At 74.2% G+C, this 22540-nt stretch carries 20 protein-coding genes and 2 pseudogenes; 5 read left to right on the top strand and 17 right to left on the bottom strand.

The genetic code is table 11. The features are described from left to right. Nucleotides 1-106 precede the first annotated feature (106 nt). Nucleotides 107-538 carry a MarR family winged helix-turn-helix transcriptional regulator gene (locus E4U91_RS33825; protein ID WP_137310329.1) on the bottom strand — a complete coding sequence of 144 codons (432 nt, stop codon included), beginning with the start codon at nucleotides 536-538 and terminating at the stop codon, nucleotides 107-109. Nucleotides 539-611: 73 nt separating this feature from the next. Between E4U91_RS33825 and E4U91_RS33820 the strand changes: the two genes are divergently transcribed. Then, on the top strand, nucleotides 612-2099 hold the full coding sequence (locus tag E4U91_RS33820; protein ID WP_174867901.1) for a DHA2 family efflux MFS transporter permease subunit: 1488 nt from the start codon (nucleotides 612-614) through the stop codon (nucleotides 2097-2099). Between the two features lie 231 nt (nucleotides 2100-2330). Here the strand turns inward: E4U91_RS33820 and E4U91_RS33815 are convergent, their stop codons facing one another. The 7 genes from E4U91_RS33815 to E4U91_RS33785 form a co-directional block, all read right to left on the bottom strand. Next, the gene (locus tag E4U91_RS33815) at nucleotides 2331-3284 is read right to left on the bottom strand and encodes a YhjD/YihY/BrkB family envelope integrity protein (RefSeq protein ID WP_137310328.1); all 954 of its coding nucleotides are present in this window, start codon (nucleotides 3282-3284) and stop codon (nucleotides 2331-2333) included. 33 nt (nucleotides 3285-3317) lie between these two features. After that, the gene (locus tag E4U91_RS33810; protein ID WP_137310327.1) at nucleotides 3318-3770 is read right to left on the bottom strand and encodes a DUF7144 family membrane protein; all 453 of its coding nucleotides are present in this window, start codon (nucleotides 3768-3770) and stop codon (nucleotides 3318-3320) included. A gap of 27 nt (nucleotides 3771-3797) precedes the next feature. Beyond that, nucleotides 3798-4274, bottom strand: a complete 477-nt coding sequence (locus E4U91_RS33805; protein ID WP_137310326.1) for an SHOCT domain-containing protein — start codon at nucleotides 4272-4274, stop codon at nucleotides 3798-3800. Nucleotides 4275-4434: 160 nt separating this feature from the next. Further along, the gene (locus tag E4U91_RS33800) at nucleotides 4435-5166 is read right to left on the bottom strand and encodes an HdeD family acid-resistance protein (RefSeq protein ID WP_137310325.1); all 732 of its coding nucleotides are present in this window, start codon (nucleotides 5164-5166) and stop codon (nucleotides 4435-4437) included. 22 nt (nucleotides 5167-5188) lie between these two features. Then, nucleotides 5189-5386 (bottom strand): hypothetical protein, encoded by a 198-nt coding sequence (locus E4U91_RS33795; RefSeq protein WP_067238403.1) that lies wholly within the window; start codon nucleotides 5384-5386, stop codon nucleotides 5189-5191. 188 nt (nucleotides 5387-5574) lie between these two features. Further along, nucleotides 5575-6093 carry a hypothetical protein gene (locus E4U91_RS33790; protein WP_137310324.1) on the bottom strand — a complete coding sequence of 173 codons (519 nt, stop codon included), beginning with the start codon at nucleotides 6091-6093 and terminating at the stop codon, nucleotides 5575-5577. A 134-nt stretch (nucleotides 6094-6227) separates the two neighbouring features. Then, nucleotides 6228-8873 carry a winged helix-turn-helix domain-containing protein gene (locus E4U91_RS33785; protein ID WP_241678776.1) on the bottom strand — a complete coding sequence of 882 codons (2646 nt, stop codon included), beginning with the start codon at nucleotides 8871-8873 and terminating at the stop codon, nucleotides 6228-6230. A gap of 236 nt (nucleotides 8874-9109) precedes the next feature. Here E4U91_RS33785 and E4U91_RS33780 point away from each other — a divergent pair, with 236 nt between their 5' ends. Together E4U91_RS33780 and E4U91_RS33775 are read left to right on the top strand one after the other, a co-directional pair. Next, a complete protein-coding gene (locus E4U91_RS33780) occupies nucleotides 9110-11023 on the top strand; it encodes a glycoside hydrolase family 15 protein (protein ID WP_137310322.1) in 1914 nt (637 codons plus the stop codon). Continuing rightward, complete coding sequence (locus E4U91_RS33775) at nucleotides 11016-12419, top strand: MFS transporter (protein WP_277755358.1); 1404 nt, start codon at nucleotides 11016-11018, stop codon at nucleotides 12417-12419. Before E4U91_RS33780 ends, E4U91_RS33775 begins: the two co-directional genes overlap by 8 nt. 53 nt (nucleotides 12420-12472) lie before the next feature. Here E4U91_RS33775 and E4U91_RS33770 read toward each other — a convergent pair whose 3' ends face one another. Together E4U91_RS33770 and E4U91_RS33765 are read right to left on the bottom strand one after the other, a co-directional pair. Further along, nucleotides 12473-13576: a diaminopropionate ammonia-lyase gene (locus E4U91_RS33770; RefSeq protein WP_137310321.1), complete on the bottom strand. Its 1104-nt coding sequence runs from the start codon at nucleotides 13574-13576 to the stop codon at nucleotides 12473-12475. Nucleotides 13577-13586: 10 nt separating this feature from the next. Then, nucleotides 13587-14150: a dihydrofolate reductase family protein gene (locus E4U91_RS33765; RefSeq protein ID WP_241678775.1), complete on the bottom strand. Its 564-nt coding sequence runs from the start codon at nucleotides 14148-14150 to the stop codon at nucleotides 13587-13589. 149 nt (nucleotides 14151-14299) lie between these two features. Here E4U91_RS33765 and E4U91_RS33760 point away from each other — a divergent pair, with 149 nt between their 5' ends. Beyond that, complete coding sequence (locus E4U91_RS33760) at nucleotides 14300-15268, top strand: pyridoxal-phosphate dependent enzyme (RefSeq protein WP_137310319.1); 969 nt, start codon at nucleotides 14300-14302, stop codon at nucleotides 15266-15268. A gap of 39 nt (nucleotides 15269-15307) precedes the next feature. Here E4U91_RS33760 and E4U91_RS33755 read toward each other — a convergent pair whose 3' ends face one another. Then, nucleotides 15308-15730: a PPOX class F420-dependent oxidoreductase gene (locus tag E4U91_RS33755; RefSeq protein WP_137310318.1), complete on the bottom strand. Its 423-nt coding sequence runs from the start codon at nucleotides 15728-15730 to the stop codon at nucleotides 15308-15310. A gap of 136 nt (nucleotides 15731-15866) precedes the next feature. Next, nucleotides 15867-16754 carry an SDR family NAD(P)-dependent oxidoreductase gene (locus E4U91_RS33750; protein ID WP_137310317.1) on the bottom strand — a complete coding sequence of 296 codons (888 nt, stop codon included), beginning with the start codon at nucleotides 16752-16754 and terminating at the stop codon, nucleotides 15867-15869. A gap of 71 nt (nucleotides 16755-16825) precedes the next feature. On the opposite strand from E4U91_RS33750, the gene E4U91_RS33745 reads away from it, so the two are divergent. After that, complete coding sequence (locus E4U91_RS33745) at nucleotides 16826-17755, top strand: LysR family transcriptional regulator (RefSeq protein ID WP_137310316.1); 930 nt, start codon at nucleotides 16826-16828, stop codon at nucleotides 17753-17755. Nucleotides 17756-17766: 11 nt separating this feature from the next. Here the strand turns inward: E4U91_RS33745 and E4U91_RS39310 are convergent. The 5 genes and pseudogenes from E4U91_RS39310 to E4U91_RS40130 all read right to left on the bottom strand — a co-directional run. After that, nucleotides 17767-17904, bottom strand: a pseudogene (locus E4U91_RS39310) (LysR family transcriptional regulator); the annotation flags it as partial. A 210-nt stretch (nucleotides 17905-18114) separates the two neighbouring features. Beyond that, nucleotides 18115-19524: an MFS transporter gene (locus tag E4U91_RS33740; protein WP_137310315.1), complete on the bottom strand. Its 1410-nt coding sequence runs from the start codon at nucleotides 19522-19524 to the stop codon at nucleotides 18115-18117. Between the two features lie 28 nt (nucleotides 19525-19552). After that, the gene (locus tag E4U91_RS33735) at nucleotides 19553-20269 is read right to left on the bottom strand and encodes an SGNH/GDSL hydrolase family protein (RefSeq protein WP_137310314.1); all 717 of its coding nucleotides are present in this window, start codon (nucleotides 20267-20269) and stop codon (nucleotides 19553-19555) included. Continuing rightward, nucleotides 20266-21696: a cytochrome P450 gene (locus E4U91_RS33730; protein WP_137310313.1), complete on the bottom strand. Its 1431-nt coding sequence runs from the start codon at nucleotides 21694-21696 to the stop codon at nucleotides 20266-20268. The genes E4U91_RS33735 and E4U91_RS33730 overlap by 4 nt, the downstream gene beginning before the upstream one ends. 32 nt (nucleotides 21697-21728) lie before the next feature. After that, nucleotides 21729-22370, bottom strand: a pseudogene (locus E4U91_RS40130) (alpha/beta fold hydrolase); the annotation flags it as partial. Between the last annotated feature and the right edge of the window lie 170 nt (nucleotides 22371-22540).

Below are 22540 nucleotides of genomic sequence, written 5' to 3'. Positions count from 1 at the left end.
TTACGGAACAGGGACGTCGGCCAACGGAGCAGGCATGACGACACGGAACGGGGACGTCACGACGGCCAGGCGCACGCGGACGGCGGAACGGGTCGCGAGCCGTGGGTCAGAGGGTGTGGTCACGGATGCGGGCGAGCAGGGTGCGGAGCTGTTCGCGGTCAGCCGCGTCCAGGGCGGCTGTGGCCTCGGCGAGGGCGAGGCGGTCGACCTCCTCCGCCTCACGGTGGCAGCGCACCCCCTCGTCCGTGAGCCGCAGCAGGAACGCGCGCCGGTCGTGGGGGTGGCGTACGCGTTCGACCAGGCCGTCGCGTTCGAGGCTGTCCACGATCGCCGTGGCGGTCCGTGCCGCGATGCCGGCCATGTCGCTCAAGTCGCGCATGCGCAGCGGCTGCCGGGCCCGGGCCAGCATGCGCAGGGCGCGCAGCCGGGCCACCGACGCGCCCTTCTCCCGCAGGCGTCCCTCCACGAACTGCCGCAGCCGGTTCGTCGTCTCGTACAACTCGTCGATGAGGACGTCGCTGCTTCCCTGTACGGCCATGGTGCCCAGTCTCTCCTGTCCCGTGACCTGGAAGCCATCTGGTGAGCAAGCACATAGTGAGTATGCTCAGCTTATGCCGCGTCGCCTCCCCGTGCTGTCCGCCCTGTCCGCTCGCCTCAGCCAGCGCCTGGTCGTTCCCGTCGTCTGCGTCAGCGTGACGTTCATCGCGATCGTCGACGGGGCGATCACGACCGTGGCCCTGCCCTCGATCGCCCGTCAGTTCCGGCTGACCACCGCCGCGCTGGACGGGGTGGTGGTCGTCTATCCGGTCTGCCTCGCCATGACCATCCCGGCCTCGGCCTGGCTGGTCGAACGCTTCGGCGGGAAAAGGGTGTTGCTGACCGCCCTGGGCGGCTTCCTCGGCTCGTCGCTGCTGTGCGGGGCGGCGACCGGGCTGGGCCAGCTCGTCGCCTACCGGGCCGCGCAGGGGGTCTCGGCGGGCGTCCTCTTCCCGGCCTCGACCGCGTTGCTGTTCGGCACGTTCAGCTCGGCGGAGCAGATCCGGATGTCCCGGTACATGATCATCCCGCAGCAGATCGCCCCCGCCGCGGCCCCCGTCCTGGGCGGCCTCATGGTGGACCACCTGTCCTGGCGCTGGGTCTTCTACGTGAACCTGCCCGTGGGGCTGCCGGCCGTGCTGTTCGGCGCGCTCTTCCTGGCCGGCGGCCGGGGGCGGCGGCCAGGACCGTTCGACCGGCCCGGCCTGCTGCTCAGCGCCGGGGCCCTGGGCAGCGGCATGTTCGGCCTCTGCGAGGGTCCCAACCGGGGCTGGTCCTCCCCCGCCGTCGTCTCCTCCCTGGGGCTGGGCGCGGTGCTGCTGGCCGCCACGGTCGCCGTGGAACTGCGCAGGGCACACCCGCTGTTGCGGCTGCGCCTGTTCTCCGACCGGCTGTTCAGGGACACCAACCTGATCAACCTGGTCGGCCTGGTCCCCATCATGGGCACCCTGTACCTCACCCCCCTCTTCCTCCAGCAGGCCCAGGGCCGCACCGCGCTGGAGTCGGGCCTGACCACGTTCCCCGAGGCGTTCGGCGTCCTGCTGACGGTCCAGGTCACCGGTGCCCTGTACGCCCGGGTCGGCCCGCGCGTCATCGTGGGCTCCGGCCTGGCCGCCGTGACCGCCGTGCTGCTGCTCCTCGCCACGTGCACGGCGGACACCGGGCTGTGGACCGTCCGCGCGTACATGTTCCTGTTCGGCGCCGCGATCGGCTGCTTCTTCGTGCCCACCACGGTCGCCTCGCTGGCCACTATCGACCGGACGGACCTGCCCCAGGCCACGATGCTGAACACCGTCGTGCGCCAGACCGGCGGGGCGCTCGCCCCCGCGGCGGTCACCACGGTCCTCGTCCTCGGCACCCCGCAGGCCGCAGCCGCGTCACCGCCCCTGCCCGCGTACCAGCACGCGTACGTCGCCCTCGCGGCGATCGCGGCGGCGACAGCGGCCTTCGCCTTCACGATGCAGGACCGCCCGGCCCGCAGCGCGGCCCGCACCACCCCGGACACCGACACGGTGGCCCGCGTCCCTCGACCGGGACGCCGCCGGGCCCGGGTCGACTCGTGAACCCCGGGCGCGCGCCCGGGCAGGGCCGCGCTCGCGGGCGCCTGCCGGACGGCCGGTCCGGTGCGCCTCGTCCTCGCGGCGGCCGGCTGCCAGGCACTCGTCGCCGCGCTCGGCGCCGTACTGCTCGGCGGCCCGGGCTCCCGCTTCCGCACCCCGCTGCTCGGCGGCCCGGCCCCCGCTTCCGCACCCCGCTGCTCGGCAGGCCGGCCTCCCGCTCCCGTGTCGTGCCGCTCAGCGGTCGGGTTTCCCGTTCCCGCGGCGGCTGACGTGGTGGCGGGCCGACCGCCAGCGGGAACGGGTCTGCTCGACCACCGTGTCCCACTGCCGGCGCACCTCGTGCTCGGAGGGGCGGAGCCCGCTGCGGATCCGGTCCAGCTCCAGCGTCACCTCCCGCCCCCACGCCGCCGACCCGACCAGCGCGAGCATGGCCGTGAAGAGCGCGGACAGCAGGGCGAACACGGCACCGACGATGCCGTAGCGCGACACGGAGGTGTTGAAGAGGTGCGGCAGGTAGAGGGCGGCGCCCCAGGAGTAGAGGGTCGTCATGACGGTCGCGGTGACGCCGAAGGGGATCAGCTCCCGCCAGGCGATGCGCTTCGCCGAGAGGATCCAGCCGGTCCAGACGAGGAACACGGCGGTCACCGGCGCCTGGACCACCCCGGTCAGCAGGCCGGACCGCGGTCCGCCGCCCACCAGGCCCGCCAGCCAGCCCTCGACCAGGCCGTAGGCCCCGAGGCCGAGGATCCACCACAGGCCGTTGCGGGAGTTGCGGACGCCGAGCGGCTTGAGCTCCCACGCCTGCTCGAACAGCCGCTGGGAGGCCCGCGCGAAGCTGAGGACCGAGATGACCAGGAACACCACGCCGAACACGCCGACGCCGGCGCTCGTGTCCCCGGCCGGGGAGAAGAGCCGGTCCACCGCGTCGGCGCCCGCGCCGGTGAGCCCGTAGCGCTCGACGAGGCGTTCGGCCACGTCCTGGTCGACCACGCTGCTCAACAGCGCGCCGACCAGGAGGACGAGCGGCACCAGGGCCGTCAGGGCGCTCGACGCCAGGGCCATCGCGCGGTCGAACCCGGCGATCCTCTGGAAGCGGTTGACGACGCGCAGGGCGAAGGCGGGACGCAGCCAGAAGGTCAGCGCCGCGACGACCCGGCGGCGCGCGCCCGACGGCCTACCGCCGGCCATGGGGGCCATGACCGGTGGGAGGCACGGCGGTCGTCACATGTCGCCACGCGACGGCCCGCTGCCGAAGGCGTCGTCGAAACTGTCCTTCCGGGCCACGCACAGCGCCCAGATGATGAACCCCGACATCGCGATCGCGACCACGGACCACACCGGGTAGTACGGCAGGGACAGGAAGTTGGCGATGATGACGAGTCCGGCGATGGCCACGCCCGCGACCCGGGCCCACGTCGCCGCCTGGAACAGCCCGATGCTGACGATCACCGCGACCACTCCGAGGATCAGGTGGATCCAGCCCCAGCCCGTCAGGTCGAACCTGAAGACGTACTGGCGGGTCGTGAGGAAGATGTCGTCCTCGGCGATGGCCGCGATGCCGCGGAAGATGTCGAGGATGCCCACGATGCTGAGCATGACGGCGGCGAAGGCCATCAGCCCCGCGGCCCACTGGTACTTCGCCGAGTGCGCCCTGGACGTGTGGGTGGCGGTCATCTGCGTACCTCGTTTCCTGGTCGGTGCTCAGTGGGGGGAGGACACGCCCGCGGTGGTCGCGGACGCCCCCGTCCCGCCGTCGCCGCGGCTGCCGCTCAGCACGAGTTCCTTGGCACGGCGGAACTCGTCGTCGGTGATGTCGCCCCGGGTGCGCATCTGCGACAGCTTGTCGAGTTCGGCGATGCTGCTCGGCCGGGCCTCGCCGGCCCTGTCCCGGATGTAGCTGTCGAAGGCCGTCTGCTGTGCCTGCGCGTGCTTGATCTCCCGGCCGCCCATGTCCTTGCCGCGGGCGATGAGGTAGACGAACACGCCGAGGAACGGCAGCACGATCACGAAGACCAGCCAGCCGGTCTTGCCCCAGCCGCTCAGGCTGTCGTCGCGGAAGATGTCCCCGATGATCCGGAAGAGCAGGACGAACCACATGATCCACAGGAAGAACCAGAGCATCGTCCAGAACATGCTCAGCAGCGGGTAGTCGTAGGCGAGGTACACGTGACTGCTCATTTCTTCCTCCGTTGCGGGGGCGGGTCCGACCGCTCGGTCCCGGTGGTCACAGCGTGTGCGGTCCTGGTGCGCGGCCGCCTCACCCGGGGCGGGTGAAAGTCCGTGGGTGCGCGGCCGGACGGTGCCGGTGTCGCGGCCCCGCGGTTCCTTCCGTCCGAGGTCATCCGCGCCGGACGTCGCCCGGCGCGGGACCGTCGTGCGGCGCGCGCAGGGCGGCCCGCAGGGCGAGGGCGAGGCACAGCTCGGCCAGGCCGAGCAGGAGCAGCCACAGGCCCAGCAAGCGGGTCAGGGCCCGGGCGGACTCGGTGGGCAGGGCGAGCACCACGATCCCGGCGACCACCACGAGCGCGGCGACGGCGAGGACGACGCCGCGGTGCGGCAGGTCGCGGGTGCCGAGGACGGTGAAGGCGGTCAGCAGGCCGGTCACCAGCCACACCGCGCCGGTGATCAGCGCCAGCGCGGCCACGGTCTGCAGCGGGTGGCGCAGGCAGAGCACGCCGGCCAGCACGTACAGCACCGCGATCAGCAGCCCCGCGAAGCGGTCGCCGTGCCGCGGGGCGATCGCGGCGACGAACCGGAAGGCGCCCGTCACGATGAGCGACAGCGCGATCAGCACGGCCAGCACGTGCAGGGTGGCGTCCGGCCAGACCAGGGCGAGGATGCCCGGGACCAGCGTGGCGATCGCCGGGCCCAGCAGCCACAGCCAGGAACGGCTGAGGCCGACGAGCTGTCCCTCCGCGTCACCGTTCGCGGCGGCCCCCGTGCCCGCCGGGGGCGCCGGTCCGTCCGCGGCGCCCGCGGTGGTCCGGGACGTGGGGCTGCCCGGGGGAACCGTCCCGTCGTCGGAAGGTTCGCGTCCGATGGGTGACCGTGGTCCACGCGGCACAGTCATGAGTCCTCCTCGCGGGACGCCGTCAGTCGGGAAGTTGCCGCATCTCCACCACGCGCAGGCCCAGCGACCTGAAGCGGGCGAGCAGGCCGTACAGGTGCGCCTCGTCGACCACCGGGCCGTAGAGCAGGGTCTGGCCGGAGACCATCACGTGGTCGAGTTCGGGGAAGACCTTGGCCAAGGTCTCCGACACCTGGCCCTCCACGCGGATCTCGTAGCGCATGAGCTGCTCCCGCCGGCTGTCGATGGCAACGTGGGGTGCGCTGTCCCTCCAGCCTCCCGACGGTCGGGTGCTCCGGGCATCACCCGGCGCAGGTGAACCCACCGGCCTCCCCGGCCTGAGGTCCTCAGTGCTTCCGGGGCTGAAGGTTTCAGGCCCTCAGGCCCTCAGTGCCTCAGTGCCTCAGGCCCTCAGTGCTTCAGGACGACCTTGAACGCGATGATCAGCAGGCCGAGGAGCAGGTTCACCATGGCGGTGAGGGCCGTGAGGCGCCAAGGGGCGCCGGCCCTGCGCGCCGCGGCCACCGACCACCCGACCTGCCCGGCGACAGCCACGGACACCGCCAGCCACAGGGTGCCCTCCAGGCCCAGTCCCAGCAGCGGACTGACGGCGACGGCCAGGGCCGGCGGGACGGCCGCCTTCACGATCGGCCACTCGTCGCGGCACACGTGCAGCACGGTCCGGCGGTCCAGGGCGTGCGCCGCGAGACGGGCGCCGAACAGCTGGGCGTGCACGTGGGCCACCCAGAAGACCACGCCGCTCACCAGCAGCAGCACGACCAGTTCGGCGCGCGGGAAGGAGCCCAGCGTCCCGGCGCCGACCACCACGGAGGCGGCGAGCAGCGAGCCGTAGACGCCACCGGTGTAGTCGGCGTGGGCCCGCCGCTCCGCGCGGCGCTCACGCCGGGACGCCGGGTGCACATCGAGCATGTCAGCCCCTCGGGTCGCTGGCCGCCCCCGCCGGACCCGAGCGGGTGCCGACGCCTTTCCACCGCCCCATCCGACCGCACCCGGCGCCCCGGCGCCTCACCCGCCACGGGCGAGCCGGGCCGGGCGCCGCACGGTCACAGCAGGCCCAGCTCGCGCGCCCGGCGCACCGCGTCGTGCCGCCGGTTGACCGCCAGCTTGCGGTAGACGCTCTTGACGTGGGTCTTCACCGTGTTCACCGACACGTACAGGTCCGCGGCGATCTCCTCGGTCGACATCAACTCCGCCAGCCGCGCCAGCACGTCCCGCTCGCGGCCGCTCAGCCGCTCCACGAGCACGGGTGCGGGCTCCGCCCGCCGGGCGGGCGCCTCGGCGTCGGGGAGCAGCCAGCCGGCGGCCAGGTGCCGCAAGGGGGGTGCCGCGAGGAGCGGCTCGACCCACGGCAGGGCCTCGGCGAAGGGCCGGCGCAGCCGGTCCCGGCGGGCGTCCTGCAGCGCGTCGGCCAGCAGGTGGCGCGCGGCGGCCCGGTCGCCCCCCACCTGAGCCGCGTGCGCCCGCGCCAGGGCGGCCCGTACGCGGACCGCCGGTCCGAGGCGCCGGTGCGCGGTCGCCCCGTCCAGGACGCGCAGGGCGGCCGACGGGTCGCCCGCGGCGACGTGCGCCCGCGCGGCGCCGATGGCGCACTCGGGGTCGTCGTCGGCGACCTCCCGCAGGACCTGCGCCGCCGCGTCCGGCCGGCCTTCGGCGAGGTGGGCCTCCGCGGCCACGAGGGTGGCCCGGCCCTCGGCCCAGGGTGACGTGACGACGGCCGGCACCGGCGCCCCGGCGGTCTCGGCCGCGGCCCGGGAACGGCCCCTGGCCAGGAGCAGGCGGGCGGTGACGATGGACCGCCCCACGGCCGCCACGGGGTCCTGTGCCGTCGTGTCGGGCGTCGGGTCGAGCAGTTCCTGCGCACGGCCGAGTTCGCCGCGGTCCACGGCGACACCGGCCAGGACGAGGCGTGCCAGGTCCGGGCCGACGGGTCGGTGGAGGCCGAAGCGTTCGGACTCGGACAGGGCGGCCCGCGCGTACCGTTCGGCCCGGCCCGGCCAGCCGTCCAGGTACTCGATCAGCGCCAGCCGTCCCAGGGACTCCACGCGCGGGAGCACGGTGGACGCGCCGTCCGGGCCGGCCAGCACCGCGGTCAGGGCCGCCCGGGCCGCCTCGAAGTGGCCTGCCCACAGCCGGGTGGAGCCGAGGTGGGTGAGCAGTTGCGCGGACAGTTCGGGGTGCCGGTCGAGCAGGTGGGCGGGCACGTCCGGCCGGACCTCCCGGGCGGCCCGCGCCGCCTGCTCGGCACGGCGCGGGGACCCGGACAGGCGGGCGGCGAGCGCTTCCAGCAGGGCACAGCTCAGCCGGGCCGCCGCGGCGTCGGCGCCGGAGGGCAGCTCCTCGTGGGCGTGGCGCAGGTGGGTCAGGCCGCGGTCGAGGTCGTGGCGCGCCAGGTCGCGGGCCGCGCGGACGAGGTCCGGGGCGGCGCCGCCGGTGCCGGGGTCGAGGTCGGCGAGCAGCCCGGCGAGGTCGTCGGAGCGCAGGCCGGTGAAGAGCTCCCCGATCGCGAGGTCGTCGACCAGGGCACGGGCCGTGGCGTCCCAGTCGCCCGCGGCGGCCCCGTGGGCGACCATCTCCGGGAGCGCCCCGTGCCGCCGCAGCCAGCGCGCCGCGCGCCGGTGCAGGTCCGGCTCCAGTCCCGGGCAGCGTTCGCGCAGGTGGACGCGGAGGATCTCGCGGAACAGCGGGTGCAGCCGGTACCAGCCGTGCCCGAGGTCCTCCACGAAGGCGTTGTCCCGGTGCAGAGCGGCCAGGACGGACTCGGCGTCGTCGCCGCCGACGAGCGCGTTGGCCAGGTCGGCGCAGAAGCGTTCCAGCACGCTGACCCGGAGCAGCAGGTCCTGGGTCCGCGGCGCCCGGCTGTTGAGCACCTCGGACAGCAGGAAGTCGGCCACGGCACTGTGACCGGCCTCGAACTCCTTGAGGTAGAGCGACGGATCCGGGCTCTCGCGGGCCGCGAGGGCACTCAGCCGCACGCCGGCCGCCCAGCCCCGGGTGCGCTCGACCAGCGCGTCGGCCGCCTGCACGGTCACCTGCACCCCGTGCAGGTCCAGCAGGGCGGCGGTCTCCTCCGCGGTGAAGGCCAGCTCGGCATCCCTGACCTCGGTGATCTCGCCGGCCGCGCGGTAGCGGTGCAGCGGCAGCAGGGGTTCGGTGCGGGTGACGAGGACCAGGCGCAGTCCCGGCCCCGCGTGGTGCAGGACGAACGCCAGCTGCTCGGAGACCTCCGCCGCCGCGTGGTCGTAGTCGTCCAGCACCAGGGTCACCGGCTGCTCCGTGCCGCCGAGCTGGGCGGCGAGCCTGCCGAGCGGGGACCGGCCGCTCCCGGCGCCGTCGACGACCGTGCCGGCGTCGGGCGACACCGGCACCCCGCCCGCGCGCAGGGCCTGCAGCACGTGGGCCCAGAACATGCCCGGCCCGCCGATCGCCGGGTCCAGGGTCAGCCAGGCGACCGGCTGCCGCAGCTGCGCGGCCCAGTCGGCGACCAGCAGCGTCTTGCCCGCGCCGGCGGTGCCGTTCACCATGAGCAGCGGCGTCACGGGCTCGCGGTCGAGGTGCTCGAGCAGGCGCGCGCGCCGCAGGAAGGTGGCCGGTCTCGTCGGCAGGGCGAACCGGGTCCGCAGGAACGGGTCCCCCAGGGGATCGACCTGCGTACCGGAATGGCTGTCGGGGCTGTCGTCCTTCGGTTCCACGGCTCTCACCGCCCGCCAGGTCGCGCTCTCCCCCCACCAGGTCGCGCCTCTCCCCCCACCACCATGACATCGCCGTGCCGTTCGCGCGCGGCAGAAGGACCATGGGTCCCGACCGGTGCCGCGCCGCATCTCACCCCCCGTGGGTGATGCCGTGATCCCGTCCGGCGCCGAGGCTGATGGTGGGCCGGCCGAACCGGCTCCGTGCCGCAGTGCGCGTCCTGCCGTCGGAGGTGTCCGTGAACAGCTATCCGCCCATTGCCGAGCACGGAATGATCGGCGATCTCCAGACCGCGGCCCTGGTGTCCTCCGCTGGGGTCGTGGACTGGTGGTGCACGCCGCGCTTCGACTCCCCCAGCGTGTTCGCCTCGCTGCTGGACGCCGAGCGCGGCGGCCACTGCAGTCTGGCCGCCGATGCCACCGGCGGCGGGGACATGACGATCCGTCAGCTGTACCTGTCGGACACCGCCGTCCTGGTCACCCGGTTCATGGCGCCCGACGGCGTCGGCGAGGTCGCCGACTTCATGGTGCCCCTGAACACCGGCGCGCCGCAGGCCCACCACCGTCTGATCAGGGTCGCCCGCGTGGTGCGGGGCACGGTGTCGTTCTCCCTCGCCTGCCGCCCCCGCTTCGACTACGGCCGTGCCTCCCACACCCTGACCGCCCCCGACGAACACCACGCGGTCTTCGAGGGGCCGGGCACGGAGCTGCACCTGCAGTCCACGGCCGGTGTCGCGCTGCGCGCCGACGGCCAGGACGTCACCGCGCGTTTCCGGCTGTCCCAGGGCCAGGCGGCAGCGGTGGTCCTCACCGGCACCACGGGCGGCGAGGGCGTCCCGCCCCACCCGTCACTGGACGAGGTCGTCGCGGACCTGGAGGCGTGCCGGACCTTCTGGCTGTCCTGGCTCAGGTCGTGCACCTACCGCGGCCGCTGGCAGGAGCAGGTGCACCGCTCGGCCATCACGCTGAAACTGCTCACCTACGCGCCGACCGGTGCCCCCATCGCCGCCGCCACCATGGGCCTGCCCGAGCAGGTCGGCGGCGAGCGCAACTGGGACTACCGCTACACCTGGGTCCGGGACGCCTCCCTGTCGGTGAAGGCGCTCATCGACCTGGGCTTCCACGAGGAGGCGTACGCCTTCCGCCGGTGGCTGCGCGACCGGATCGAGGCGCGGGACACGGCCACGGGCGATCCCCTGCAGATCATGTACCGGGTCGACGGCGACCCCCACCTGACGGAGGAGACCCTCGGCCACCTGGAGGGCTACCGGGGTTCGTACCCGGTGCGGGCGGGCAACGCGGCGGCGGACCAGCTCCAGCTCGACATCTACGGCGAGGCCTCCGACGCGCTGATCGTGGGCGGGGACATCGGTGCGATCAGGGGCTGGGACGCGCTCACGGAGGTCCTGGACTGGCTCAGCGACCACTGGGACCAGCCGGACGAGGGCATCTGGGAGACCCGCGGCGGCCGCAAGGACTTCACCTACAGCCGGCTGATGACCTGGGTCGCCTTCGACCGCGCCCTGCGGGCGTCCCAGGCCTTCTCGCGCCCGGCCGAGACCGAGCGCTGGACGCAGGCCCGCGACGCGGCGTTCCGGCAGATCGTCGAGCGCGGCTGGCACGACAAGCGCAAGGCCTTCGTCCAGCACTACGACTCCGACGTCCTGGACGCCTCCCTGCTGCTCATGCCGAAGGTCGGCTTCCTGTCCCCCCACGACCCCGACTGGCTGAGCACCCTGGACGCCATGGACGGGGAACTGGTCAGTGACAGCCTGGTGTACCGCTACGACCCCTCGGCATCCCCCGACGGACTGCGGGGCTCGGAAGGCACGTTCAACCTGTGCAGCTTCTTCTACGTCGAGGCCCTCGCCCGCAGCGGCAGGCTCAGCCAGGCCCGGTACGCCTTCGACAAGATGCTCACCTACGCCAACCACGTCGGCCTGTTCGCCGAGGAGATCGGGCCCTCCGGCGAGCAACTGGGCAACTTCCCGCAGGCGTTCACGCACCTCGCCCTCGTCACCGCCGCCATGGCGCTCGACGACGAACTGGCGAAGGCACGGACCCGCCCCGGCGCCGACGGCCACCTGCAGCCGGCCCGGCACGGGTTCACGGCCCCCGCCGAGGACGACACGGCGGACGACACCGGTGACTGACACCACCGCCCCACGGGGGACCCGGCACCACAACGCGCTGGCGGCGCTGGCGCTGGCGCAGTTCATCTGCAGCTTCGCCGGCTCCAACATGAACGTGATGATCAACGACATCAGCGAGGACCTGGACACCACCGTGCAGGGCGTCCAGGTGGCCATCACCGTCTTCCTGCTGGTGATGGCCGCGCTGATGGTCCCCGGCGGCAAGGTGACCGACCGCTACGGCCGCAAGCGGTGCTTCATCGCCGGCCTCGCCGTCTACGCCGTCGGCGCCCTGCTCAGCGCCGCCGCGCCGGGACTGGGCGTGCTCATCCTCGGCAACTCGATCCTGGAGGGCGTCGGCACCGCGTTGCTCATCCCGCCCGTCTACATCCTGACCACACTCCTCTACCGGGACGCGGTCTCCCGGGCCCGCGCCTTCGGGGTGGTGATGGCGCTGGGCGGCCTCGGTGCCGCCGCCGGACCCCTGATCGGCGGCCTGATCACCACTGCCATCAGCTGGCGTGCGGCCTTCGTCTTCCAGGCACTGGTCATCGTCGTGATCATCTGGCTGAGCCGCGGGATGGCCGATCCCCTGCCGCCCGACCCGAGCCGTTCCCTCGACAAGGTCGGCACCGTGCTGTCCGCCGTCGGCCTGGTCCTCGTGGTCATGGGCATCCTGGCCGCGGACAACAGCCTCTGGCTCATGTTCGGCCTGCTGGCGGCCGGCGCGCTCGTCCTCGCGCTGTTCTTCCGCTCCGTGCGGGCCAAGGAGGCGTCAGGCCGCGAGCCGCTGCTGTCCCTGGCCCTGTTCCGCAACCACACCTCCAACATCGGGCTGGTCACCCAGAACATCCAGTGGCTGATCCTGATGGGCACCTCCTTCACGGTGGCGGCCTACCTCCAGGTCGTGCGCCACTACGACGCGATCCGCACCGGCGTCGTCTTCACCGCGGCCACCCTGGGCCTGCTGCTGACCTCCCTGTCCGCGAAGCGCCTCGCCTCGCGGCACTCCCCGCGCACGCTCGTCATGGCCGGGTTCGCGGTGAGCGTCGCCGGGATCGTCCTGCTCGTCGCCATGGCCGCCGCCTTCTCGACGGCCTGGGCCTTCGTCCCCGGACTCGTGCTGATCGGGCTGGGCCTCGGCGCCATGCTGACGCCTTCCGTCACCGTCGTGCAGTCGAGCTTCCCCGAGGAGCAGCAGGGGGAGATCTCGGGGCTGTCGCGCTGCGTGTCCAACCTCGGCTCGTCCTTCGGTACGGCCATCGCCGGCACGATCCTGGTCTCCGGACTGACCAAGGGCGCCTACGCCACGGCGATGATCACGCTGGCCGTGGTGGGGGTGGGCGGGCTGGCGGCAGCGGCCCGCCTGCCGCGCGCACCCGGTGCCGAGGACCGACGAGCAGGACGGCCGGCCTGAGCGGACGCCGCCGGCCCCGCCACCGCACCCGCCGGGTCGGTGCCGGCCGGTGCTCAGGCACCGAAGTGCGGGTTGGCGGACGCGCCCTCGGTGCTCAGCAGCACCACCGCCGACGCCGGCCCCAGCCCCAGCGCCGCACGCCGTTCCCCGGCGCCCGCGCCGGTGAGCGCCGCGCGGAGCCCGGCGAGGGGCGCCGCCCCGCAGGGACCCGAGGAGACGCCGAGCGCGGCGAGGTCGGCCGCCGCGCGGGCGCCGTCGGCGTCCGTGACGGCGATCGCGGCGTCCAGGCCGGCGCGCAGGTGGGGCCAGGCGGTGCCGGACGGCGTGCCGCAGTTCAGGCCCGCCATGGGGGTCTCGCGGGTGGTGACGCTGACGGGTGCGCCCCGGGTGAGGCTCTCCAGGACGCACGGTGCGGCCTCGGGCTCCACCGCGAGCAGGGCCGGGGCGGGCACCGGGGCGGCCCGGCTGCGGTAGTGGGTGACCACGGCCTGGGCCAGGGCCCCCACGCCCACCGGTACGACGACGAGTCCGGGGCCCGTGCCGACCCCGGCGGCCCGCGCCTGCTCGTCGACCTCGGCGCAGAGGGTGGAGTACCCCTCGACGATCCAGCGCGGGATGCGCGTGCAGCCGGGCCCTCCGCTGTCCTGGACCAGCACCGAGTCCGGCGCGCGCGCCGCCTCGGCCGCCAGCCGTACGGCGTCGTCGTAGGCGCCCCGGACCTCGGTGACGCGCGCGCCTTCACCGGCGATCGCCGCCACGGCGCCCGGGTGCACGCCCCGGGGCACGAACACGTGGGCGAGCTGCCCCGAGCGGTGTGCCATCCGGGCGACCGCGCGGCCGTGGTTGCCGTCGGTCGCGGCGACCAGGGTGAGCGGGCCGCCGTGCCCCGCGCCGTCCGCCGCCCGCTCGGCGAGGATGCGGTGGACGGCCCAGGACGCCCCCAGCGCCTTGAAGGCGGGCAGCCCCAGCCGCCACGACTCATCCTTGACGAAGACCCGGCCGACCCCCAACTCCTCCGCGAGGGACGGCAGTTCGGTCAGCGGGGTGGGCGCGTACCCGGGCAGCGAGGAGTGGAACGCCCGGACGTCCCCGGGTGCCGGGGCACAGCGCCAGGTACGGGCGCCGGGACGCGCGTACCAGCGCGCAGGGGCGGGCACGGGCGGCCTCCTACCGGCGGACGCGGAACCGGAGCACGGTGACGCCGCCCGACGTGGTGCTGGTGAGCAGGTCCAGGTCCGTCCTCGTCAGGCCCGGCGGGGTGAGGCGGACGCCGTCGCCGAGCAGCACGGGCAGGACGTAGACGAGCAGCTCGTCGACGAGCCCGCGCCGCAGGCACTGGCCGGCCACGTCGGCGCCCAGGATCTCCAGGTCCTTGCCGCCCGCCGCGGCCCGCGCGGTGGTGACCGCCTCCGCGATGTCACCGGTCAGGAACGTGACGTGCGGGTCGGGCGGCTCCGGCGGCCGGTGGGTGAGGACGAAGGTGCGGCCGGAGACGGGGTAGTCACTGCTGCCCGGCCGGTCGGCCTCCATCCGCTTGCCCACGTCGTAGGTGCGCCGGCCGACGAGCAGGGCGCCGGCGGCCGCCGCGTTGCCCTCGAACATCTCCGGCGACACGATCTCGAAGATCCAGTCCATGGCGTCGCCGGGACCGGCGATGAAGCCGTCGAGCGACATCGCCCGGATCACGACGACCTTGCCGTGACCGCTGCTCGCTCCACTCAAGCCGCTCACCTTCCTGCTCCGGGCCCGCTCGGACGCGGCGCCGCGTGCGTGCCCTGGCATTGTCCTGGGGCGCGGGCGTGCGGGCCACTCCGCCACGCGACCGCGCGCCCCGTGTGAAAGGGTTCGTACGCCGAGCCGCGAGGGAAGGGACGTGCGGGATGGACAAGGTGACGTTGTCCGCGTGGCCGACGCCGATGGAGGCCGCGCCCCGGCTGGCCGCGGAGATCGGTCTGGCCCCGGACGACCTGTGGATCAAGCGTGACGACCTGACCGGCCTCGGCGGCGGTGGCAACAAGGTCCGCAAGCTGGAGTGGCTGGTCGCCGACGCCCTGCGGTGCGGCGCCGACACGCTGGTCACCACGGGCGGCCCGCAGAGCAACCACGCCCGGCTCACCGCGGCCGTGGGCGCCCGGGCCGGCCTGGACGTGGTGCTGGTGATGCCGGAGTCCGGCCGTCCCGAGCGGCCCGGAGGCAACCTGCTCCTGGACGCCGCCCTCGCCGCCCGGATCGTGTGGGCCGACGCCGCCGGACCCGCCGAGCTGACCGCGCACGCGGCGACGACGTGCGCCGAGCTGCGCGAGGAGGGCGCCGTGCCGTACCTGGTGCCGTTCGGCGGCTCCTCGGCCCTGGGGGCCCGTGGCTACCGCGAGGCGGGCGCGGAGATCCTCGCCCAGCAGCCCGGCGTACGGCACGTCGTCACCGCGCTGGGCTCGGGCGGCACGATGGCCGGCCTGGTCGCCGCGCTGGGGGCCGAACGCGTCCTGGGCGTCGACGTCGGCGCGCTCCCCGACCCCGCGACCGTCGCCGCCGCCTTCGCCTCCGAACTCACCGGCCGGGAAGTGACGGCGGGTCAGCTGCGCGTGCGGGGCGAGCAGGTGGGCACGGCGTACGGCGTCCTGCACGAACCCGTCCTCGCGGCCATCACCACCGTGGCGCGCACCGAGGGCGTCGTCCTGGACCCGGTGTACACCGGACGCGCCGCCGCGGGCCTGGTGGCCGCCGTGCGCGACGGCGGCATCCGGCCCGGCGAGCGCACCGTGCTGCTGCACTCCGGCGGCCTGCCGGGCCTCTTCGGCCACGCCGAGGCGGCGGACCGCCTCGGCCGGATGCTGCTCACCCGGCCCTGACCCCTCCGGGCACCCCCTCCGGGACCGTCCGGCCCGGCGTCAGGTGGACGCCTGGTCGCTGTCGCGGTGCGCGCCCCAGCCGTGCCAGCGCTCCACCTCGATCCAGGCGCTGAACCGGGTACGGACGCGGTCCGGGTACGGCTTGCCGGTGTAGTGGGTGGAGATGCGGTCGATGTCGCCCAGTCCCTCGTCCTCGTACGTCTCGACGACCCGGCCGATGAGCGTGACGTGGGTGTACCAGTCGTCCCCGTCCAGCACGGTCAGGGTCACCCGCGGGTCGCGGCGCAGGTGCTTCAGGCGGACCCGGCCCTCGTCGAGGCTCAGCAACACCCTGCCGTCCTCCCACACGTACCAGGTGGGGGTCGACACCGGGGCGCCGTCCGAGCGCAGGGTGGCCATCACGGCCGGGTTGGGGCGGCGCAGCAGCTCCTGGGCGTCGTCGGGGAGGGGCGGCTTGGACATGGGGTCTCCGTTTCCGTCGGGGTGGTACCGGTCGACCGGGTACACCCCTCGAGGGTGTCGCACACCCCGGTTCCCCGCCCGTCAGGATCCCGCGCACGACAGCGCTTTCGCGCCCGTCGGCGTGTCCCGGCCCGGCTCACGGCCTGACCATGCGGTCCTGCTCCACCAGCGGGCTCCCGCCGTACCAGGGCAAGACCTCGCCGAAGCGGACCAGTTGGCCGTACAGGGCCGGGTCGGCGCCCTCCGTGAAGACCAGGTCGAGGACCGCCTCGGCGGCCCGCGCGGGCGTCTGGGCCTGGCTGTAGTCGCTGAACCAGGGGCGCGAGGTGGCCGTGTCCACCATGCCCGGGCACACGGCCGCGACGAGCGTCCCGGTGGCGAGGTCCCGCGCACGGCGCTCCGCGGCGACCGCGCGGACGGCCGCGACCTGCGCCACCTTCGAGGGCACGTTCAGCCACACCGGCCAGCCGGCCCGGGTCGCGGTGCCCTCGTGGACGGCGGCGCGCCAGGACTCGACGGCCTGCTCGACCTGGTCGAGGCCCACGCCGTCGAACAGGGGGTGCAGCCGGGCGTCGAGGTGGCCGAGGGTGCCGAGGCCGCTGGCCACGACGAGCAGCCGTCCGCCCGGCCGCAGCACGGGTCCGAAGGCGCGCAGCACGGCGTGCGTGGCGGTGTTGGAGACGTCGATGAACTCGTCCGCGCGCTCCGCCTGCGACTCGTCCGGGAGCACCCGGGCGACCGCGTTGGAGAGGACGACGTCGACACCGCCGTGCCGTGCCTGAAGCTCGGCGGCGAGACGGGCGATGGCCGCGGTGTCGGTGACGTCCAGGACCCGGCCCTCGACCCGGGCGCGGGTGCCGGGCAGCCGGCCGACCTCGTCGGCGGCGAGCCCGACCCGCTCGGGGTCGCGGCCGGTCAGCAGGACCAGGTCGGCCGGGGTCATCCGGGCGGCCAGCCCTTCGACGAGGGCGCGGCCGAGTCCCTGGTTGGCGCCCGTGACGAGCGCGGTGCGAGAAGCGTTCATGCCTGCCACGCTAGGAACCGCGCGGCCATGCGTCCAACGAGAGTTCAGCACGGGTAGCATGCGGAAACGTCATGGACTTCACCGATGTCTCACTCACCGCGCTGCGCGTCTTCCGCGCCGTGGCCGACCGGGGGACCTTCACCGCGGCCGCCGCGTCCCTGGGCTACACCCAGTCCGCGGTCTCCCGGCAGATCGCCGCGATCGAACGCGCGGCGGGCGCGGAGCTGCTGGAGCGGCGGCGCGACGGGGTACGGCTGACCGCGGCCGGCCGGCTCGTGCTGCGGCGGGCCAAGGTCGTGCTCGACGAGATCGACGCGACCGCGCGGGAGCTGTCCGGCCTGCCCGGGCCGGCCGGCACCGTCCGGCTGGGCTGGTTCCCGAGTGCCGGGGCCGTGCTGGTGCCACGCACCCTCGCCGCCCTGCGCGCCACCGATCCCGCCTTGCACGTCGTCGGCCGGGAGGGCACCACGCCGGCGCTGGTACGCGCCCTGCGCGCCGGCAGTGTCGACCTGGCCCTGCTCGCGTCGGCCCCGCCGTTCCGGCCGCCCGACACCGAGTCGCCGGCGCTGGTCCTGACGACGCTCACCGAGCGCCCCCTGCACCTGGCCGTGCCCGCGCACCATCCGCTGGCCCGGGGGGAGTTCGTCGACGTGGCGGACCTGCGCGGGCAGCGCTGGATCGCCAGTTCCTCCTCGGGCGAGGACCGGCTCATGGGGGTGTGGCCCGGCCTGGACGAGCGGCCGGAGATCGTCCACACGGCGCGCGACTGGCTCACCAAGCTCCAGCTGGTCGCGGCGGGCTGCGGCCTGACCACGGTGCCCGCCGCCCTCGCCCCGGCCGCTCCCGGGGGCGTCCGTGTCCTGCCCGTGCGCGGCGGCCCCCAGGAGCAACGGCGCCTGCTGCTGGCCCGCCTCCCCCAGGAACCGGCCGAGCCGGTCACCCGCCTGGCGGCGGCCCTGCGCGCGACGGCCCTCGGCATGGAGACGCCGGCCGGCCCGTGAGGGGCCCGCTCTCACGCCGTCACGCCGTCGCCGCCCGTCCGTGACAGCTCCGCCCCCACCCGCTGGGCCGTCTCGCGCAGCCAGATGTGGGCCGCGTCGTGGGTGTGGACGGGGTGCCACCACAGCGCCTCGCGCAACGGCACGGCCTCGCTGGTGGCGCTGCGGGGTGGCGGTGTCGTCGGCCACGGAGGACGGGGTCCGGGTGAATCGCAGCCGGACGCCGGGGGCCTCCGCGTGCACGACGCGGGCCGGTTCGGCGTCGTCCGGCCCCACACGGCCCAAGGGCCGTGGCGGGGGAATTCCGCCACGGCCCTCCGGTCAGGTCCGGCCATGCTCGCGGCGGCCGGCCCGGGGCGTCCTCAGCGCGGCGCCGCCCCCTGTGCCACGGGTACCGGGACCCGGCGGGAGGCGCTGTCGCGGATGCCGAGCAGGGCCAGGCCGCCCGTCAGGCCACAGACCGCCATGAAGAAGTAGGCGGTGTGGAAGGCCCCCAGGTCCGGGCGGGCGCCCAGTACGGCCGCCACGACCGCCGCGCCCAGGGCGAGCCCGACCTGGCGGCACATCGACACCAGGGCGGTCCCGGTGGCGAACCGCTCCGGGGGCAGCGGCAGTGTGGCGGCGCCGGACAGGCTCGGCAGGGCCAGCCCGGCCCCGGCCCCGGCGATGAGGCCGGCCGGCAGGAACGCGCTCACGTAGGCCACGTCGGTGGCCGTGGCGGTCGCCCACAGCACACCGCCCACCGCGAACAGCAGACTCCCGGCGAAACCCACCACGTAGTTGCCGTACTTGGTGGCCAGCAGGCCGCCGGGCACGGCACAGACCGCCGCCATGAGCGGGCCCGGCGCGATCTCCAGGCCGGAACGCAGCACCGAGTGGTGCCACAGGCCGGTGAGGAACAGCACCGAGGCGAGGATCATGGCGCCGAAACCGGCGAAGAACAGGACCGTCGCCACGTTGGCCAGCGCCACGGCCCGGATGCGCAGGATCGCCGGTTCGATGACGGGGGCCGGGTGCCGGACGGCCCGTACCGCGCTGAACACCACGCCCAGCGTGCCCAGCGCGAACATGCAGAGGACCCGCCCGCTGGTCCACCCCCAGCTCTCCCCCTGCACGATGGCCGCCACGACGGCGCCCACGGTCACCGCGAGGACCAGGGCGCCGAGCACGTCGGGGGGCGTGCTGGACTCGTCGCGGATCTCGCGCAGCGCCCACACGCCGACCGCGCAGGCGGCCACGCCGATGGGCAGGTTGACGAGGAACACCCACTGCCAGCCCGCCTGGACGAGGAGACCGCCGACCGGCGGTCCGAGAGCGGCTGCCGCACCGCCCATCGCCGACCACAGGCCGACCGCCGCGCCCCGCTTGTGCGGCGGGAACAGCGGCAGCAGCAAGCCCAGCGAACTGGGCAGCATCAGGCCGCCACCGACGGCCTGGAGCGTGCGCGCGGCCACCAGCGCACCCAGCGACGGGGCTGCGGCGCAGGCAGCCGACGCCAGCGTGAACAGGACGAGGCCCGCGAGGTAGGCGCGCTTGCGCCCGGCCCTGTCCGCCCACCGTCCGGCCGGCGCGAGGAACGCCGCGAACGTGATCGCGTAGGCGCTCAGCACCCACGAGAGGTCGCTCAGGCCGGCCGACGGGAACGCCCTCTCCAGGTCGGGGAACGCGATGTTGACGATGAACAGGTCCAGCGAGGAGACGAAGACGCCGATGAGGACGACGGCGATGCTCCATCCCCTCCGGGGCGTCGTCCCGCTCAACGGTGGCGCCATACGCGGCAGCTCCTCTCGGTCACGGTGGTCACCGCGGGTCGGTACGGGGCTCGGCGCGCGGATGGTCGGCGACCGCCCGGGCCCACTGGCCGTAGCCGTGGGCCGACGGGTGGAACCCGTCCCGTGCGAAGAAGTCCCCCGTGATCTGCATGATGTCGGTCGAGTTGATCCAGGTCACCTGGGGCCGCTCGGCACAGATCAGCTCCGAGGTCCGGTCCAGGCCGGCCGCGCGCTCGGCGCAGTACCGCGCGAGCGCGCCGGGCAGCGACGGGAAGTCGGCGAACGGCGGGGTCCCCACCACCACGACGGACGCGGCGCGCCGCGTCAGGTCGTCGACGATCGCCGCGAGGTCCTCCCCCCACTGGTCGGGACTGCGCCGGCCGAGCACGTCGTTGGCGCCCGCGAGCAGCACCGCCAGATCGTAGCCCTCGCCCAGCTGCGGCAACAGCTGGTAGCGGATCCTGCGTCCGGTGGCGCCGTACCGGCCGACCACCTTCCAGGTGACGGGGCAGTCGTACGAGGCGGCGAGAGCCCGGGCGAGGCTGCCCGGGAAACCCTCGTCGTGCGTCGCGACGCCGCAGCCCGCCGCGGTGGACTCCCCGAGCACGGCGACGCGCATCGGCGGTCCGGGCGCCTGCTCCGCGACCGTCCCGGTGTCGGGGCCCGCGGCGGGCGGCAGCACCTCGGTCCTGGCGCGCACCCACAGCCCCTGCGCGGCGATGACGGGGAGCAGCAGGGGATTCACCCGCGGCCCTCCCCCACCAGGCTGGGCACGCGGCGGCGCAGCTCCACGCGCGCGAAGTCGGCCGGCACGTTCACCACGATCCGGCTGCGGGCCCGCTGCGGCTCGGGGTCCGACACGTGCAGCTCGCACTGGGTCAGCACCTCGCGGATCACCGCCTTCATCTCCAGCAGGGCGATCCGGTCGCCGAGGCAGCGGATACGCCCGCCGCCGAACGGGATCCACGAGTAGACACCGGGCTTGACGTCGAGGAACCGCTCGGGCCGGAACGCGTCCGGCTCCTCGTAGAGGTTCGGGTCGCGGTTGAGCAGGAAGGCACTCGCCCACAGGTGCTGGCCGGGCTCGTAGCGCACCCCGCCGATCTCGATCGGCTTCTTCACCTCGCGGACGATGATCTGCGGGATCGACGGACGCAGCCGCAGCACCTCGTTGATCACGGCCGTCAGGTAGGTGTCCTCACCACGCGCGATCTCCTCGCGCAGCCGCTCGGTGACCTCCTCGTGGCGGGCCAGGTACACGAACGACCAGGCGATCGCGGCCGCGGTGGTCTCCGTGCCGGCCAGGAAGATGGTCGTCATCTCGTCGCGGATCTCGCTGTCCGTCAGCGGCGAGCCGTCCGCGTGGGTGACACCCAGCAGGGTGGACAGCAGGTCGTCGCCGCGGTACCCGGACGCGCGGTGCTCCTCGATGGTCTCGTGGATCAGCGCGTCCGCCTGATCGCGCAGCTTCAGGAAGCGGTCGAGTCCCAGCGGCCGGATCGCCCGCAGCACCTTGAACAGCCGCGGCGGCATCTTGTGCAGCAGCATCGGGGAGACCGGCCCGTTGTTGAACCGCATCATCTCCAGCAGCAGCGCGTGCAGTTCGTCCCAGCGCTTGGGCACCTGCGGCCCGTAGATCACCTCACGGATCACGTGCATCGTGAAGCCGTGGATGTACGAGTGCAGCGGGACGGGCCTGTTGCGGGGCCAGGCGGCGACGTCCCGCTCCGCCATCTGCGGGATGGCCGTGGAGATCCGCTCCAGTGCCGCCCCGTGGTAGCTGGGCATCATGGCCTTGCGCCGCTTCTTGTGCGCGTCCTCGTCGAGCCAGGCCAGGCCGGACTGACCGGTGTACTTCTCGATCGTCGCCGAGCCGTTGCCGGTGTGCAGCACGTCGGCCGGCGCGGTGAACATGGCCTTGACGTCCTCGGGGGTGGTCAGCACGTACACGGCGCGCGGAGGGAGCCGGATGCTGACCTGGAACCGGGGGCCGTACTCCTTGCGGCACTCCTCGATGTACCGCTGGGGCCGCGTCCAGTAGTTGAACAGCTGGATCACCGCGTGCTTCTTCGACCCCGGCAGCGCGGTGGCGGGTATGACGGTGCCCGTCGCGCCGGCACCGCCGTGGTCGACGGGGCAACGAGCCGCCTGGCCCGCCTGAGAGTTGTCCATGTCCGCTCTGTCTCCGCTCTTCTTGTTCGGGTTCACTGGGTGTGCTCCGGGTCGGTGTGCCGCAGCCACTGACGGGTGACCTCGGCGGTTTCGGCGGCCTGCGCCTCGATCAGGGCGAAGTGGTCCGCGGCGACCTTCACGTCGGTGTCGGCGACGCCCCAGGCCGGCCAGGTGTTCCCGTCCAGCGACACGTCGGCGCGGATCATGAGGCTGCGGACGGTGACGGGGTCCGGTGTGTGCGCGGCCAGCAGACGCATGTAGGCGCCCATCGCCAGCCAGTCGGTGTCACTGATCGCTCCGGCCTGCGGCTCGCGGCCGAGGATCTGCGTCATCACCGACGTGAAGACGCTTTTGGTCTCCGCCTCGGTTTCCGGCATCGGCGTGTCGATCATGACCACACCGGCCGGCCGCGCCCCGGCCGCCTCGAACCGGGCAGCGAGGGAGTGCGCGAGGACACCGCCGGTCGAGTACCCGACCAGGACGAACGGTCCGTCGCCGACCGCACGGACGATCGACTCCGCCAGCACCTCGATCGCCGCGTCCCACGTGGCGGGCGCGGGCTCCGCGTCCCGGAACCCGGGCAACGTGCAGGCGAACACGTCCCGTTCGCCGTCGAAGGCGTCGGCGAACCGCATGAACTGGTGCGGGCTCGAACCGACCACGAAGGACGGCACGCAGACCACCTTCGTCCGCTCGCTGCCCGACGCCAGCTGCACCACGTACGCCTCACCGGCCAGCTCGGCGGCCGACGCGAACGTCGGCCGGAACCGTGCCGCCCCCGTGAGCAGCGGCACGGCCTCGGCCATGGCGCCCGCCGTGTGCGCGTGCCGCAGCAGTGCGCCGA

Source organism: Streptomyces lasalocidi, assembly GCF_005280215.1.
Classification (GTDB): domain Bacteria; phylum Actinomycetota; class Actinomycetes; order Streptomycetales; family Streptomycetaceae; genus Streptomyces; species Streptomyces longwoodensis.
Note: the sequence above shows the minus strand (reverse complement) of the source record. Positions and strands in the feature narration are given on the sequence as shown.